The following is a 15,568-nucleotide window of genomic DNA, read 5'->3' as shown; positions in this document are numbered from 1 at the left end:
GACCGCCCCCTCGCCCTACTCCGCCGCCTCGACCTTCAGGACGCCGCGGCGGATCTGGTCCTCCTCGATCGACTCGAACAGCGCCTTGAAGTTGCCTTCGCCGAAGCCGTCGTCACCCTTGCGCTGGATGAACTCGAAGAAGATCGGGCCGATCGCGTTGGCGGAGAAGATCTGCAGCAGCACCTTGGTCTGGCCGCCATCGACGACGCCCTCGCCGTCGATCAGGATGCCGTTGCGCTTGAGGCGCGTGACGTCCTCGCCGTGCTTCGGCAGCCTGGAATCGATGCGCTCGAAATAAGTCTCGGGCGGCGACGGCATGAACGGCAGGCCCGACGCCCGCAGGCCCTCGACGGTCGCGTAGATGTCGCGCGCGCCGCAGGCGATGTGCTGGATGCCCTCGCCGCGATACGTCTTCAGATATTCCTCGATCTGCCCGGCATCGCCGGCGTCCTCGTTGATCGGGATCCGGATCTTGCCGTCGGGGCTGGTCAGCGCGCGCGAGAACAGGCCGGAGGCGCGGCCCTCGATGTCGAAGAAGCGGATCTGGCGGAAGTTGAACAGTTTTTCGTAGAAGCCAGCCCACACGTTCATGCGGCCGCGATGCACGTTGTGGGTCAGGTGGTCGATGTAATAGAGGCCCGAGCCCGCGGGGCGCGGATCGCGCGCGCCGGTCCACTCGAATTCGAGATCATAGGCCGAGCCCTTCGCGCCGTAGCGATCGACCAGATATAGCAGGCTGCCGCCGATGCCCTTAAGCGCGGGCACGTCGAGGGTTTTCTGGGCCGCCGGCAGATCAGCTGGCTCCGCGCCGAGCGCGATCGCACGGGCATAGGCCTTCTTGGCATCAACGACGCGGAATGCCATCGACGGTGCGCACGGGCCGTGCGCGGCGACGAAGTCGTGGCCGTGGCTGCCGGGCTCCTCGTTGACGAGGTAGTTGATGTCGCCCTGACGATACAACGTGATGGCCTTGGTCTTGTGGCGGGCGACCGCGGCAAACCCCATCAGCTTGAACAGCGCGTGCAACTCGGCGGCGTTAGGATGGGCATATTCGACGAACTCGAAGCCGTCGGTGCCCATCGGGTTGTCGGCGGAGATGGTGGCAGGCGGCGCATCGTGCGGAAACGGACCCATGGGCGGCAGCTCCTTCAACTTGATCCTCGGATCATCCTCCGGATTCGGCGCATGGAGCATGCAAACCATTGTCATTTTCGTCCAGATATGCACGATCCGTGCATCAATCGTGGAAATGGCGCATGATTTCGGTCGACAGCTTCGATCTCAAGATCCTCTCCGCTCTCCAGGACGATGGGCGGCTGACCAACCAGGAGCTGGCCGACCTCGCCGGGCTCTCCGCCTCGCAATGCTCGCGGCGGCGGATGCGGCTGGAGGAGGTTGGCGTCATCGCCGGCTACCGCGCCCAGCTCGCGAGCCAGGCGCTGGGCTTCGAGCTGATCGCCTTCATCCAGATCACGCTGGCCACGCACTCGCCGGACAACGCCGAGAGGTTTCGCGCGCTGGTCAACCGCGTCGACGACATCCAGGAGGCCTACGCGCTCACCGGCGATTCCGACTATCTGCTCAAGGTCGTGCTGCGCGACCTCAAGAGCCTGTCGGACATCGTCAACAACGTGCTGATGCCGCATCAGAGCGTCGCGCATGTGCGCTCCTCGATCGTGCTCGACCGGCTGAAGGAGAGCGCCAAGCTGCCGCTGGCGTCCCTTCCCTCCGGCTGATCGCTTGGCGCAAATCGAGGGAACTTCGGCATTCACCGCTGCCGCTACTTTTGCGACACTCGTCTCACTCAAGGTTTGCGAGGCGACCATGGCGTTGCAGCTGCGGCCCAATTGCGAGTCCTGCGACAAGGACCTGCCTCCGTCCGCGGTCGACGCGCGGATCTGCTCGTATGAATGCACCTTCTGCGGCGATTGCGTGGAGACGAAGCTGTTCAACGTCTGCCCCAACTGCGGCGGCGGCTTCGCAGCCAGACCGATCCGGCCGTCGCGGGAGTGGCGTGCTGGTGTCTGCACGGCGAAGCAGGTGCCGTCGGACAAGCGCGTGCATCTGAAGTACGCGGCCGAAGACGTCGCGGCGTTTGTGGCTGGCGTGAAGGACGTCGCACCGGAGAAGCGCTGACCTCGCTCCTCGTCATTCCGGGGCGGCCCGCAGGGCCGAGCCCGGAATCCATAACCACAGGCCGACGTGTAGCGCGAGCTCCTCGTGGCGAGGTCTTTCATCCACACTCCCGATCGTGGCTATGGATTCCGGGCTCGCGCTGCGCGCGCCCCGGAATGACGGCGGTGGGTAGGACGGCTACTCGGCCGCAATGATGGTGCCTTCCACTTCGCCGAAACCGACGCGATAGCCGTTGCCCTGGCACCAGCCGCGCATGACGAGCGAATCACCGTCCTCTAGGAACGTGCGCTTCACGCCGCCTGCCAGCTCGACCGGCTCGGTGCCGTTCCAGCTGATTTCCAAGAGGCTGCCGCGCTGGTGCTTGTCGAGGCCGGAGATGGTGCCGCTGCCGAGGAGGTCGCCGACGCTCATGGCGCAGCCCGACGAGGCGTGGTGCATCAGCTGCTGCACGCTCGACCAGTACATGTATTTGAAGTTGGTCTGTGAGATGGTCTGCGCAGCATTGCCGCCTGACGCACGCAAGGCGACATCGAGCGCAAGATCGTAGTTCTGCGCTTCCTTCTGCTGCAGATAGGGCAATGGTGTCGGATCCTGGACCGGCCCGGCGACACGGAACGGCTCCAGCGCCTCGCGCGTGACGACCCAAGGGCTGATCGATGTCGCGAACGCCTTGGCCTGGAACGGGCCGAGCGGGACGTACTCCCATTGCTGGATGTCGCGCGCGCTCCAGTCGTTGAGCAGCACGAAACCGAAGATCATCGCCTCCGCCTGCGCCTCGCTCAGCATCTCGCCGAGCGGCGAAGACTGGCCGATGACGACGCCCATCTCCAGCTCGAAATCGAGCCGCTTACAGGGGCCGAAGCTCGGCACGTCGGCGCTCGGAGGCTTGAGCTGTCCGCGCGGCCGGCGCACTTTTGTGCCGGAGACGACGACGGTCGAGGCGCGGCCGTTGTAGCCGATCGGCATGTGCAGCCAGTTCGGCTGCAGCGCGTTATCCTTGCCGCGGAACATGACGCCGACATTGGTGGCGTGCTCCTTCGACGAGTAGAAGTCGGTGTAGCCGGCGACCTGGAACGGCAAATGCAGCATGCCGTCCTGGCGCGGCACCAGCGCCCGGCTGCGCAGCGGCTTGTCGTCGCGCAGCCGCGGATTGTCATCGCGGAGCAGCGCGCTGATCGCGGCGCGGGTCTTCGACCACACGGCGGGGCCGAGCGCCATGAAGGCGTTGAGCGAGGGTTGCGCGAACACCTCATAGGCCGGTGCGAGATCGAGCAGGCCTTCGGCCTCGAGCACGGCGAGATCGAGCACGAAGTCGCCGATCGCGACGCCGACGCGCGGCTTCGGGGAGTCCGCGGCGGAGAAGACGCCGTAGGGAAGGTTCTGGATCGAGAAGTCGGACGACGGATCGACCGGGATGAAGGAGCGGAGCGAGGGGTCGTTGGGGTGCTTCACGTTGTATTCCTGAATTCGCGCCACGTCTCCCGCTGTCATTCCGGGGCGGCCCGCAGGGCCGAGCCCGGAATCCATAGCCACAGGACGATGTATGAGGCGAGGTGGTTGTGGCTCAGCTTTCCACCCCACAAGCGGTCGTGGTTATGGATTCCGGGCTCGCCGCTTTCGCGGCGCCCCGGAATGACGGCGGAGGTCTGGGCTAAGGCCGGTTAGGATCGAAGCGTTTCTCCAAACCATTCCAACAATCCGCGTAGTTCGGCTGCAACGTGCCGGACTCGGCGGCGTGCTTGGTGATCCGCTGCGGGAAGCGCGTCTCGAACATGAAGGCCATGGTGCCGGTGAGTTTCACCGGCTTCAATTCGCCGTTGCTGGCGTGGTCGAACGCCTCGCGATCCGGACCGTGCGGCAGCATGCAATTGTGCAGGCTCATGCCGCCGGGGACGAAGCCCTGCGGCTTGGCGTCGTAGACGCCGTAGATCAGGCCCATGAACTCCGACATGATGTTCATGTGATACCACGGCGGGCGGAAGGTGTTGTCGGCCACCATCCAGCGCTCGGGGAAGATCACGAAGTCGATATTGGCGGTGCCGGCGGTCTCCGACGGCGAGGTCAGCACGGTGAAGATCGAGGGATCGGGATGATCGAAGCCGATGGCGCCGACCGGGGAGAAGGTGCGCAGATCGTATTTGTACGGCGCGAAGTTGCCGTGCCAGGCGACGACGTCGATCGGCGAATGCCCGAGCTCGGTCTTGAACAGCGCGCCGCCCCACTTCACGTAGAGCTCGGTCGGCGTGTCCTTGTCCTCGTAGGAAGCGACCGGCGTCAGGAAGTCGCGGGCGTTGGCGAGGCAATTGGCGCCGATCGGGCCGCGCTCCGGCAAGGTGAAGGCGCCGCCATAGTTTTCGCAGAGATAGCCGCGCGCCGGTCCGGCGGGGATCTCGACGCGGAACTTGACGCCGCGCGGGATCACGACGATCTCGCCCGGCTCGGCGTCGATGCGGCCGAACTCGGTGACGAACAGCAGGCGCCCCTGCTGCAGCACGAACATCAGCTCGCCGTCGGCATTGTAGAAGTGCTGGTCGACCATCGACTTGGTGATCAGATAGACATGCGTCGCCATGCCCGCCTGGGTCGCGGCGTCGCCCGCCGTCGTCATGGTCTGCACGCCCTGCAGGAACGTCACCTCGCCCGACGGCAGTGGCGTCGGATCCCAGCGCAGCTGCTGCACCGTGATCTCCTGCTCATGGCAGGGCGCGGTGCGCCACAGCCCGGCGTCGACCTTCGTGAAGCGACCGGAGTGCTTCACGGACGGGCGGATGCGGTACAGCCAGGAGCGCTCGTTGGAGCCGCGCGGCGCGGTGAACGGCGAGCCGGAGAGCTGCTCGGCATAGAGCCCGTAGGCGCAGCGCTGCGGCGAGTTACGGCCGATCGGTAGCGCGCCGGGCAGCGCCTCGGTCTCGAACGAGTTGCCGAAGCCGGACATGTAGCCCGGCGTGACCTGCCCGGTCGCACGGCTGAGCCGGTCAGGCGATGTATTGATGTTCATCATCCTTCTCCTTGCAGGCGGGCCCACATCTCGCGATCGCGCTCGGCGGTCCAGATCACGGGATCGTCGATGCCGCTGGCTTCGTCATAGGCGCGCGACACGTTGAACGGCAGGCAGTGCTCATAGATGGCGAAGCTCGAGAATTTCGGATCCATGACCTCGCGGGTGGCCGCCATCGATTCCTTCAGGCTGCGCCCCTTCGCGACCGAGACCTCCGCCGCGCCGTAGAGTGAGGTGACGAAGTCCCGCGTCATCGCGATTGCCTCGCGCACGGTGGCCTCGCCCTTCAGCGCGTCGCCGCGGCCCGGCGCGATCGCCTTCGGATTGAAGTCGCGGATCTCGTTCAAGGTCGACGGCCATTCGCGCAAATAGGCGTCGCCGCAATAGCAGGCCGAGTGGTATTCGATGAGATCGCCGGAGAACATCACCTCGGCATCCGGCACCCAGGCGACGATGTCACCGGAGGTGTGGCCGGCGCCGAGCTGGATCAGTTGCACCTCGCGCTTGCCGAGATGGATCGTCATCTCGCCTTCGAAGGTCAACGTCGGCCAGGTCAGGCCGGGAATGCTCTGCGCGTCCTGGAACAGCCGGGGGAAACGGCCGTACTCCGAGTCCCAGTCCTGCTGGCCGCGCTCGACGATCAGCCGGTGCGTCTCCTGCGAAGCGACGATTCCTTGCGCGTGATAGGCCGAGGCGCCGAGCACGCGCACCGCGTGGTAGTGCGACAGCACGACATATTTGATCGGCTTGTCGGTGACGGCCTTGACGCGCTCGATCACCTTGTTGGCCATGGCCGGTGTCGCCTGCGCGTCGAACACGATGCAGCCGTCATCGCCGACGATCACGGCCGAGTTCGGATCGCCCTCCGCGGTGAACGCATAGAGATCCGGGCCGATCTCGGAGAAGGTGACCTTCTTCTCGGCTAGATCGGTGGTGGATGCGAAACCCTTCGCCATCAATTCATTCCCTGTTGTCGGCAGCTATTGCTGCTGTTGTTGCTGTTGCTGGCTCGTGTCGATCATGCGCCGTTTTGCGAGCGTGATCGCCTCGCGCAACACGGTGATGTCGCCGATGTGATTGGCGAGGATCAGGACCAGCGCCGCATCGAGATCGGCGCTGTCCTTTTCCGAGAGGCCGCGATGCGCCTCGACGATGGCGCGGAAGGCGTCATCGGGCTTGGCGAAGTTCGAGGCGGTGGAGAGGGCCATCTCAGCGTCCTCAGTTCAGGCCGGATGCGCGGGCCACCGCCGCGACGATCATATCCGGCGTCGGATGGCGGAAGCGCGCCGCGACATAGCCGTCGGGGCGCAGCAGATAGGATGTGCCCGGCTCGGCGCCGTAGCGCTTGCCGGCGAAGCCCTCGGCGTCTGCAAGGCCGTCGCCGCCGATCCTGATGACGCCGACATCCTCGGACGCATCGATCGCATCGCCATTGGCGAACGACAGCAGCGTGAAGCGCCGGCCCTGCGCATTGAACGCATCGGTGAGATGGAGCTGCCGTCCGTCGGCGGCCTTCAAGGGTGCATCCAGCATCGAGGTGCCCGGACAAGGACCACTCGGCCAGGCCTCGGCATCGGCGGTCGACAGCGGCGTCTCGTAGACCGAGGGCACCGACAGCCGGCCGCCATTGACCATGCGCTTGCCGAACTCGGTCTCCTTGGCGAGCGACAGCACGGCCTTGCGCAGCCGCGCCTCCTGCGCGCTGACCGGCGCCATGAAATCCGTGGCGCGGGTCGATTCGCGGATGTTCTCGTCGGCCGCGGCGCTGCGCTCGCTATGATAGGTCTCGAGCAGAGCCGACGGCGACGTTCCGCGCAGAACGCGGTCGAGCTTCCACGACAGGTTCTCAGCGTCCTCCAATCCGGAGTTGGCGCCGCGCGCGCCGAACGGCGACACCTGATGCGCGGAATCGCCGGCGAAGATCACGCGGCCGTGGATGAAGCGCTCCATGCGCCGGCACTGGAACTTGTACAGCGAGATCCACTCGAACTCGAAGTCGTCGTGGCCGAGCATGCGCGCGATGCGTGGCCGCACGTTCTCCGGCTTCTTCTCGACCTGGGGCTCGCAGTCCGGCGTGAGCTGCAGATCGATGCGCCAGACGTCGTCGGGCTGGCGATGCAGCAGTGCCGAGCGTCCGGCGTGGAACGGCGGATCGAACCAGAACCAGCGCTCGGTCGGAAACGCCGCGGTCATCTTCACGTCGGCGATCAGGAACTGGTCCTCGAACACCTTGCCCGAGAAGCCGGCGCCGACCATCTGGCGCAGCGACGACCGCGCGCCGTCACAAGCGACGACGTATTGCGCCGAGAGCCGATAGGGTCCGTCCGGCGTCTCGATCGTCAGCACGGCGCGATCATTGCGCTGTTCCAGTGCCGTCACCTTGTTGCGCCAGCGCAGCGAGATCGACGGCAGCTCGGTGACGCGGTCGACCAGATAGGCCTCGGCGTAGAACTGCTGCAGGTTGATGAAGGCGGGTCGCTTGTGGCCGGGCTCGGGCAGCAGGTTGAACTGATAGAGCTCGGACGGACCGTGGAAGATGCGTCCGACGTTCCACACCACGCCCTTGTCGACCATGCGGTCGCCGACCCCCAGCCGGTCCCAATAATCCAGCGAGCGCTTGGAGAAGCAGATCGCGCGCGAGCCCTCGCCGATGCGGTCGGCGTCGTCGAGCACCACGACGGCATGGCCGCGCTGCGCCAGATCGATCGCGAATGACAGGCCTACGGGACCGGCGCCGACCACGACGACCGGATGCTCGGCCGGCGCGGCCTGATCCTGGTCGCGGTGGCGCTGATAGCCGAACTGAACTTTTGCCTCTTTCGTGCCCTGCCCCGGATTGGCTTGCACCATGGCGCGTCTCTGCCCTGCTCGTTGCGTCGCTTGGGTTGATCGTTCGATCTTTTGACATTTCCTCGGGTGAGGCTGACCAGCCATCTTGCCAGATAGTCTCACCTGCAACTATTCTACACCGGACGGCCTCGGCGGCGTCAACTCAAAAATCGGAGTGCGAGCGTGGCGAACCCATCACCTGCGGAGACCCGGCGTCCGGCAAAGGGGGCCGATGGCGGTCAGAATGCCGCAGCGCCGCAGGAGGCGGAGCGGCTCGACCTGTTCAAATTCGCGCCGTTCCGGCTGAACCGTCTGGCGGCGGAGGTGAGCGCGGCGCTCGCCAGCGAGTATCGCGAGCGCCATGGGCTCGACATTCCCGAATGGCGCGTGCTGGCGACGCTCGGCTTCCGCCGCGACGCCTGCAGCGCGCAATATGTCGCGGCCTGCACCCGGACGCACAAATCGACCATCAGCCGCGCGGTGACGTCGCTGCTGGAGCGGCGGCTGATCGAACGCGTCGAGAACGCCGACGACCGCCGCGAATTCCGGCTGCGGCTGACGCGCAAGGGCAAGACGCTGTACGAGGAGCTGATCCCACGGCTGCAGCAGCGTGAGCGCGAGATCATGGCGTGCCTGTCGGCGGAGGAGCGCAAGCTGTTCGACCGGCTGATCGGCAAGATCGAGGCGAGCCTGGATCTGATCCAGACGAGCGAAGAGGCCGACGCGAAGCAGGCTTATTAGTTGGCAATTCGTAGGGTGGGCAAAGCGGCGCCGGAGGCGACGCGTGCCCACCGTTCTTTGCCGCAAGACCGTGGTGGGCACGGCGCGCAACGGTACGGCTCACAAAGGGCACCTCCCAGGCGCCTTTGCCCACTCTACGGCGGATGAATGCGCCGACAAATCTCGCCACTGTCATTGCGAGGAGCGAAGCGACGAAGCAATCCAGAGCCGCATGCTCAGCGCCTGGATTGCTTCGCTGCGCTCGCAATGACGGCTGTTGAGAGACGGTGCTGTCAAACTCGTCGTCATCCCGGCGAACGCCGGGATCCATAGCCACAGGGAGGAGTTTGAGGCAGGCGGGTGGTTGGCATCACGCATCTCATACCTGCTGCGGCGTATGGGTCCCGGATCGGCGCCGCGATGCGCTGCGCGCGTCGCGGCTTGTCCGGGACGAAGGGGGAGGGAGAGGCGGATTCACGGTTCAAACAACGAGAATCGGTGAGCGAACGGATCGGTCGTAGAGAGGAGGCATACGCACGTAGTCTCGCGGCCAATACGGCCCGAGTCATGCGATCAACTCGCCCCTCGCAATCATGCAGAGGGCGCAGGGAATGCCGGGTGAAGGCCTCACCCATGGCCCGCCTGCGAAAGAAAATGCAGGCGGCAGGTACCACAGGTTCAGCCGACATTCCGGCATTCCCTGCGCGATGGGCTTCCGGCTGCTTCGCGATCTCCCCGGTGCACCGGCTTGTTGGCCACCGTCATCAGCGCCGTGCATCAGCACGAGCGTCAACTTGACCTCAGCTTCGGGAGGCCAGGACCACGCGACTTGACCGTCCGCAAGTGATCGTTCGTCGGCACGCCACAAGGACATGCTGCGATCTCTCGCGGCCATCGCATCCCCGCCTCGCGTGTCGTGACGATCGCGCGCAACGCCCCTCTGCGGTGAGGCGGGATGCGCGGAGATAATCATGATTTCCGAAAAATAGCAAGAAAACTCTTATCTGCGGAATTAACCGACCCGCTGTTTCCCCTCACCCTGAGGAGCTCGCCGCAGGCGTGCGTCTCGAAGGGCGAGGCCACCAGCGCGGCCTCATGGTTCGAGACGCGCCGCGAGCGAGGATCTTACCCGACAAAGCCCGATCGGCGCGGCGCTCCTCACCATGAGGGTCTGACACCGAAGACGGTCCTGCATATCGACCATAAGCACGCCGAAGGGCGTGTTCATGGAGAGGGTCTGAAGGTGAGGACGGCGCTGCCCACTGGGCAATCAATACCCAAGATGTGGGAGCGTTTGCGCGTTTCGCTTCAGGACCCTTCCGACTTGTTCAATGTCGTCCCGGCAAAGGTCGTTCTACGCGCAGACAGAGAACGCAACGCTTCCAGGTCGCCGCGGATCAAGGCGTCTTTCTTGGCTCGGCTCCATTTTTTCAACCGACGCTCATTTTCAATCGCGTCCGTGATCCGCTCGAACCATTGGGAGTAGACCAGTTCGACGGGACGCCGAGTCAACGTATAACCGCCGAACGTCCCATCATTGTGCTGCGCGAGCCTCAGCTCCAGCGATGACCTTGTGGTCCCGACGTAAAGTCGACCATCGGCGCAGAGCAAGATGTAGAGAAAGGCACCTTCGGTCATGCCGGATCTCGCGTTCTGTTTTTCCTCACCCTGAGGAGCCCGCCGGAGGCGGGCGTCTCGAAGGGCGAGGCCACCGAGGGGCCTCATGGTTCGAGACGCGCCGCGGGCGAACATCTCAGCTTAGCATAGACTGATTGGCGCGGCGCTCCTCACCATGAGGGTCAACAGCCGGGCGGCCCTGCACACCAAACCATAAACACGCCAAGCGACGGGTTCATGGAGAGGGTCGAAAGCTGAAATCTGTGCAGCAAAATCGCGCACGAGCAGCGTGCTCATGGAGAGAGGCGAGCGACGCGGGTCAGCTCACGTCGCCGCCGACCGGCGGGGCTCCTCGATGACGGCGGCCTCGACGCCCTCGCCGCGCCACTGCAGGATCTCCATCGCCAGCACCGGATGGTTGAAACCCTTGAGGTGCAGGTCGTCGATCGGCCGCGCGTCGACCGAGCCTTCGACCATGCCGTAGACACGCCGCGACGCGATCACCTGGCCGGCCTTGGCGGCGTCGCAGAGCCGCGAGGCGAGATTGGTGACGCTGCCGATGGCGGCGTATTCGAGGCGGTTCTCGAAGCCGACCTGGCCGAGCGTGGCATAGCCCACGGCGATGCCGACGCCGAAGCCCAAGCTGTGGCCCCGGTTCTTCCAGCGCTCGGTGAGCCCGCCGATCTCCGCGCGCATCTCCAGCGCCATCTTCACCGCGCGCGTGGTGTGGTCCTCGAACGGGATCGGCGCGTTGAACAGGATCATGACGCCATCGCCGGCGTAGCGGTCGAGCGTGCCCTCATATTTGAAGATCAGCTTGCCAAGCGCGGCGTGATATTCGCGCAGCACGTTCATCGCCTCTTCGGGCTCGGTGGTCTCGGTGAACGCGGTGAAGCCGCGGAGGTCGCAGAACACCACCGTCACTTCGCGGCGATGGCTCTGCAGCAGCGCGTCATGGCCATCGGACGACGCGATGATCTGCGCCACCTGCGGCGCCAGGAAGCGCTCCAGGCGGCGGATGCGCTCGATCTCGGCGAGCTGCTTCTCGACGCGCTCTTCCAGCGACTTGTTCCATTCGCGCAATTGCTCGGTCTGCTCGGTGAGCTTCTCCGCCTGCTGCTGCACGGTGGCGTGGGTGAGCGCCAGCTCGCGGCCCTTCTGGTCGACCTCGGTGAACAGCCGCGCATTGCGCATCGCCAGCACCGCCTGGTGCGCGAAGGTGCGCATCACCCCGATGAGATTCGGCGGGAAGGCGCCGGCCGAGCGCCTGAGCACCACGAGTGCGCCGAGCACGCCCTGCTGATCGACCAGCGGCGTGAACAGCACGGCATGGAAGCCCCCTGCGACAGCAACATCGCGCAGCGGATGAGCGGGCGCGCTCTCCAGCTCGGCGATCGCGATCGGCTCGCCGCTGCGCACGGACTCGGCGAGCAGCGTGGTCTCCTCGTCGAGCATGCTGTAGGGCGCGTCCTGCGTGCGCTCCAGCCCCTTAGCCTCGACCAGCCTGAAGCGGCGCGTCGCGGCCTCGTAGGAATAGATCAGGACCGCATCGGCATGGGTGATCTCGAGCGCCCGCGCCGACACCGTCGGCAGCACCGCGTTGAGATCGAGCGACGACGACACCGCGCGGCCGACCTCCTCCAGCACCTTCAACTCGTTGATCGACTGCGCGAGATCGCGCGTGCGCTCCTCGACCTTCGCCTCCAGCACGGCATAGGACTGCGCGAGCTGGCCGGCCATGCTGTTGAATTGATCGGCGAGCTCCTCCAGCTCGTCATGGGTGTGGACCTCGATGCGCTGGCCGAAATCGCCGGCGCCGAGCTTGCGGGCGCCGGTGCGCAAGGCGGTGATCGGCACGAGCATGCGGCGCGCCAGCAGCGATCCGGCCAGAGTCGCCACCGCGAGGCCGAGCGCGATCAGGAGCGCGCCACGCAGCAATTGGTCGCGGATCGGCGCCAGCGCATGCGCGGTCGACTGCTCGAAGAACACCGCCCAGCCTAGCTTGGGCAGGGTCGCAACCGCAGACAGCACGGAATGCCCGTTGCTGTCGGTGCCGGAGGCGAGCGGCTGGCCGTCCGGCGTCAGCATCGCGGCCACCTGCTCCAGCTTGGAGACGTCCTGGCCGACTGCCGGTCCCTTGGCCGAACTCGCCAGCACCTGGCCGCGGGGATCGACGACGTAGGCGAAGCCGACCTTGCCGACCTGGGCCTCGGACATGAAGTCTTCGAGGAAGTCGAGGTCGATGTCGGCGACGGTGACGCCGGCATTGAAGCCGGAATGCGCGACCGAGATCGACATCATCGGCTGGGTGCCCTTGAAGGTCACGCCGGAAAAGTTGCTGCCATGCGTCACCGTGTCGGTGAAGCGCAGGTCGCGCGACAGGTCGTTGTTGGAAGAGAACGCGATCGCGGTGCGCGACACCCGGAGCTGCTCGCGGCCCTGGCCGTCGAGCTGATACAGCTGCCGCACGGCCGGAGCCTGGCTCAGCAGCTGGACATAGTCGGCGCGCCGCAGCTCCAGCGTGTTGGCGCTCGCGCGCGTCACCCAGCTGATCTGGCGCTGCAGGTCGGAGACCGCCTGGTCGATCCGCCGGGCGCTGGCGTCGGCCTTTTCGGCCATCGCGGCGGTCAGGCTCGCCCTGGTGGACTGATAGCTGATCCAGGTCTCGGTCGCGCCGTTGACGGCCAGGACGAACACGACGAGCCCGACCAGCGACACCACATACTTGGCGAACAGGCCCTGCCGCAGTGACCAGCCTCTGTTCTTGACCTCGCTCATTCGGACCCCTCACGCGCGTCATCACCGAGGTCGAACCCCGAACGGGCGCGTCCGCTGCCCCAACCAGGACAGCGACATCGTCAGCGACGGAGCCGCTCGACTGTCGAGCGCCCGCCGACCCTCCGTTTAGCACAGAATGCAGCGGGCAGACCGGCTGCATGCGCAGGCCCAGCCCCCATCCCGCCGATCTTCGCGTCAATGCTCCGCTGCGTCCTCCGTCATTTGACGGAGGACGCCGCTCATTTCCGGTGACATCCTACCGATTGAAGATGCGCTTCAGCACATCGTTCATCGGCTGGCTGTCCTGGACGCTGTCATCGCGCGGCTCGACGGGCGTCGCGGCGGTCGGCGCCTGGCCCGTCTCCGCCGGAGGCTGTGCCGGATCGGCCTGCGGCGCCTGCAGCAGCGGCGTGGCGCCGCCGGGCGGAACCACGGTCCGGCCGCGACTGCGGGGTTGTTGCGGCGGCGTGGCCTGCTGCAGCCCCTGCTGGATCAGATTGCCGATGGTGGCCCCGAGCTGGCCGCCGAGCAGATCGGACTGGCCCGCGGCGGGCGCCTGCGCATTCGGCGTGGCCGGCGACGGCGCGCCGTTCGGGGCCGCGCCCGGCGCGGCATTGCCGATCAGGCCACCGATGCCGTTGATGAGATTGTTGAGGCCGGCGCCGTCCTTGCCGAAGAGGCCCTGCCCCATCTGCTTGAGCTTGGCATAGGCGGCGTCGGGATTGTCGAGGATGCCGGCCATGTCGGGATAGAAGCGCGGCTGGCTCCAGGGGCCGTCGATCACGACGGGAATGCCGAGGCCGACCGGGTCCGAGGTGCGGCCCTGCCCTTCCGTCGTCAGCACGAGCTTCGGTTCGACCCGCAACGCCAGCGCGCGGTTGCCGAGATCGATCGTGCCGGCGCCGGTGACCTTCACCAGCGGGCCGATCAGAGTGAGATCACTGGTCGCCGCCTGGCCGCGCTCGACCTGGAACGAGGCGGAGAGCTGGGACAGATCGGTGGTCAGCTCCTTCGAGTCCTGCCAGCCCGAGAGCGGGTTGGTGGTCAGCGAGCGGATCATCTGCGCGACATTGATGCCGCGGATCGCGCCGTTCTGGAACAGCAGGAACGCCGAGCCGCTGAGATTGCTCATGATCGCCTGCTGGCTGGCGCCGGTCGAGCGCAGCGCCAGCTTGCCCTGCAGCTGGGCGTCGATGCGGTCGAAATCGGCGAGGTTCTGCAGCAGCGGCAGGGCGCGGAGGCCGGTGAGATCGCAATGCATCGCATAGGCCGGATTGCCGCTGGAGGCGTCGATGACGACCTCGCCGCTGGCCTGGCCGCCATAGGCGCCGAGATTGGTCACGGTCGCCTTCATCAGCCCGCCGGCCAGCGACGCCTCGAGATCGAGCGGGCCGACACGCGCCCCGGAGAGGCCGACATCGGTGGCCGACAGCTTGACCCGCGCATCGATGTAGTTGAGGCCGCGCAGGTCGATCGCCGCCGTGCTCCATCCGGCCGCTGCCGAACCGCGCGGCGCCGGGCCGTCGAAATCGAGACGGCGCACGTCGAGATCGAGCTTCAGCATCGGCTTGCTGGCGAGATCGATCGAGGCCCAGCCGTTGAAATCGCCCTCACCGAGCGTGCCGCTGAGGCCGTTGATCATCACCAGCGGCCCGTTCAGCCGGACATCGGCCCGGCCGGTCACAGCACCGCGAAAGGCGCTCGCCATCGTGAGCTTGAAATCGACCGGGACGGTCTGCCGCTCGACCGACATCGCGGGCGCCGCGGCGGTGATGTCGAAGGTCACCGGACCGTCGCCGGCGCGGGCGGAGCCCGTGATCTTGATCTTATCGTCATCGCCGAGCACAGCGGTCGCGGCGATGGTTTCGAGGCGGTTCTCGACCCGGTCGCGCACATTGGCGAGGATGACGGCGCCGTCCTTGACGGTGAAGCGCTGGATCTGGACGGGCAGTGCGCCCTCCGCCTTGGCCGCGGGGCGGCTGCGCGGGCTGTTGTCACGCAGGCGCTCGCGCAGCAGCGGCAGTTGCAGCGTGGGCTTCTCGACGACGATCTCCGTGATCACCGGCCGGCCGGACCACAGGCTCGACAGTGCCATGTCGGCCTGCACCCGGCCGACCGTCAGCCGCGCGCTGCCGTCGCGCTCCTTCGGATCCTGCAGGGTGATGTCGGTCAGCGTGGCATGCAGCGACGGCCACAGGCTGACGCTCGCCGAGCCCGCGATGCTCAGACGGTAGCCGGTGTCGCGCTCGACGCGATCCTGGATGGCGACCGTCAGGAAACCTGCCGGAAGTCCGAAGGCAAGCGCCAGTGCGAGCACCACGATGACGGCGCCCAGCAAGCCGGCTGCGATCTTCAATGCTTTCATCTCGATGTCCCAAGCGCGACGCGCGAGCGGCCGCCTGGGGTTAGCATGCGGCAACACCGACCCGGTTCAATCTGAATTTTTCCCAGAACGTAGACCGCCCCGGGAGCGACCAAGATAGGCGTGAG

The 15,568-nt window shown here is 66.3% G+C and carries 12 protein-coding genes; 3 read left to right on the top strand and 9 right to left on the bottom strand.

Annotation, left to right across the window (positions count from 1 at the left end; genetic code table 11):
* Positions 1-15: 15 nt before the first annotated feature.
* Entirely contained in the window at positions 16-1,134 is a 1,119-nt protein-coding gene (gene hppD, locus ACQR1Y_RS09775) for a 4-hydroxyphenylpyruvate dioxygenase (protein ID WP_434876141.1), read from the bottom strand.
* 122 nt (positions 1,135-1,256) lie between these two features.
* Between hppD and ACQR1Y_RS09770 the strand changes: the two genes are divergently transcribed.
* Together ACQR1Y_RS09770 and ACQR1Y_RS09765 are read left to right on the top strand one after the other, a co-directional pair.
* Entirely contained in the window at positions 1,257-1,736 is a 480-nt protein-coding gene (locus ACQR1Y_RS09770; RefSeq protein ID WP_434876142.1) for an Lrp/AsnC family transcriptional regulator, read from the top strand.
* Positions 1,737-1,824: 88 nt separating this feature from the next.
* Complete coding sequence (locus tag ACQR1Y_RS09765) at positions 1,825-2,136, top strand: DUF1272 domain-containing protein (RefSeq protein ID WP_434876143.1); 312 nt, start codon at positions 1,825-1,827, stop codon at positions 2,134-2,136.
* A 177-nt stretch (positions 2,137-2,313) separates the two neighbouring features.
* On the opposite strand, the gene fahA is transcribed toward ACQR1Y_RS09765, so the two are convergent.
* The 5 genes from fahA to ACQR1Y_RS09740 form a co-directional block, all read right to left on the bottom strand.
* Complete coding sequence (gene fahA, locus ACQR1Y_RS09760) at positions 2,314-3,588, bottom strand: fumarylacetoacetase (protein WP_434876144.1); 1,275 nt, start codon at positions 3,586-3,588, stop codon at positions 2,314-2,316.
* 199 nt (positions 3,589-3,787) lie between these two features.
* On the bottom strand, positions 3,788-5,134 hold the full coding sequence (gene hmgA / locus ACQR1Y_RS09755; protein WP_434876145.1) for a homogentisate 1,2-dioxygenase: 1,347 nt from the start codon (positions 5,132-5,134) through the stop codon (positions 3,788-3,790).
* On the bottom strand, positions 5,134-6,090 hold the full coding sequence (locus tag ACQR1Y_RS09750; RefSeq protein ID WP_434876146.1) for an MBL fold metallo-hydrolase: 957 nt from the start codon (positions 6,088-6,090) through the stop codon (positions 5,134-5,136). The genes hmgA and ACQR1Y_RS09750 overlap by 1 nt, the downstream gene beginning before the upstream one ends.
* A 24-nt stretch (positions 6,091-6,114) precedes the next feature.
* Positions 6,115-6,342 (bottom strand): DUF2783 domain-containing protein, encoded by a 228-nt coding sequence (locus tag ACQR1Y_RS09745; protein ID WP_035639586.1) that lies wholly within the window; start codon positions 6,340-6,342, stop codon positions 6,115-6,117.
* Positions 6,343-6,352: 10 nt separating this feature from the next.
* Positions 6,353-7,984 carry an FAD-dependent oxidoreductase gene (locus ACQR1Y_RS09740; protein WP_434876147.1) on the bottom strand — a complete coding sequence of 544 codons (1,632 nt, stop codon included), beginning with the start codon at positions 7,982-7,984 and terminating at the stop codon, positions 6,353-6,355.
* A 162-nt stretch (positions 7,985-8,146) separates the two neighbouring features.
* Here ACQR1Y_RS09740 and ACQR1Y_RS09735 point away from each other — a divergent pair, with 162 nt between their 5' ends.
* Entirely contained in the window at positions 8,147-8,704 is a 558-nt protein-coding gene (locus tag ACQR1Y_RS09735) for a MarR family winged helix-turn-helix transcriptional regulator (protein ID WP_434876148.1), read from the top strand.
* A gap of 1,287 nt (positions 8,705-9,991) precedes the next feature.
* Here ACQR1Y_RS09735 and ACQR1Y_RS09730 read toward each other — a convergent pair.
* The 3 genes from ACQR1Y_RS09730 to ACQR1Y_RS09720 all read right to left on the bottom strand — a co-directional run bounded on the left by ACQR1Y_RS09730 (position 9,992) and on the right by ACQR1Y_RS09720 (position 15,443).
* Complete coding sequence (locus ACQR1Y_RS09730) at positions 9,992-10,321, bottom strand: GIY-YIG nuclease family protein (protein ID WP_434876149.1); 330 nt, start codon at positions 10,319-10,321, stop codon at positions 9,992-9,994.
* Between the two features lie 303 nt (positions 10,322-10,624).
* Positions 10,625-13,078, bottom strand: a complete 2,454-nt coding sequence (locus ACQR1Y_RS09725; RefSeq protein WP_434876150.1) for an adenylate/guanylate cyclase domain-containing protein — start codon at positions 13,076-13,078, stop codon at positions 10,625-10,627.
* A 256-nt stretch (positions 13,079-13,334) separates the two neighbouring features.
* On the bottom strand, positions 13,335-15,443 hold the full coding sequence (locus ACQR1Y_RS09720) for an AsmA family protein (RefSeq protein WP_434876151.1): 2,109 nt from the start codon (positions 15,441-15,443) through the stop codon (positions 13,335-13,337).
* Positions 15,444-15,568: the final 125 nt, after the last annotated feature.

Source organism: Bradyrhizobium sp. HKCCYLRH3099, assembly GCF_051167855.1.
GTDB lineage: Bacteria > Pseudomonadota > Alphaproteobacteria > Rhizobiales > Xanthobacteraceae > Bradyrhizobium.
This window is presented reverse-complemented; position numbering and strand designations above follow the sequence as displayed.

Excerpts from the sequence above, each read along its gene's own strand:
- hppD (WP_434876141.1), bottom strand. The coding sequence starts at position 1,134 with ATGGGTCCGTTTCCGCACGATGCGCCGCCTGCCACCATCTCCGCCGAC.
- ACQR1Y_RS09770 (WP_434876142.1), top strand. The coding sequence starts at position 1,257 with ATGATTTCGGTCGACAGCTTCGATCTCAAGATCCTCTCCGCTCTCCAG.
- ACQR1Y_RS09765 (WP_434876143.1), top strand. The coding sequence starts at position 1,825 with ATGGCGTTGCAGCTGCGGCCCAATTGCGAGTCCTGCGACAAGGACCTG.
- hmgA (WP_434876145.1), bottom strand. The coding sequence starts at position 5,134 with ATGAACATCAATACATCGCCTGACCGGCTCAGCCGTGCGACCGGGCAG.
- ACQR1Y_RS09750 (WP_434876146.1), bottom strand. The coding sequence starts at position 6,090 with ATGGCGAAGGGTTTCGCATCCACCACCGATCTAGCCGAGAAGAAGGTC.
- ACQR1Y_RS09745 (WP_035639586.1), bottom strand. The coding sequence starts at position 6,342 with ATGGCCCTCTCCACCGCCTCGAACTTCGCCAAGCCCGATGACGCCTTC.
- ACQR1Y_RS09740 (WP_434876147.1), bottom strand. The coding sequence starts at position 7,984 with ATGGTGCAAGCCAATCCGGGGCAGGGCACGAAAGAGGCAAAAGTTCAG.
- ACQR1Y_RS09730 (WP_434876149.1), bottom strand. The coding sequence starts at position 10,321 with ATGACCGAAGGTGCCTTTCTCTACATCTTGCTCTGCGCCGATGGTCGA.
- ACQR1Y_RS09725 (WP_434876150.1), bottom strand. The coding sequence starts at position 13,078 with ATGAGCGAGGTCAAGAACAGAGGCTGGTCACTGCGGCAGGGCCTGTTC.
- ACQR1Y_RS09720 (WP_434876151.1), bottom strand. The coding sequence starts at position 15,443 with ATGAAAGCATTGAAGATCGCAGCCGGCTTGCTGGGCGCCGTCATCGTG.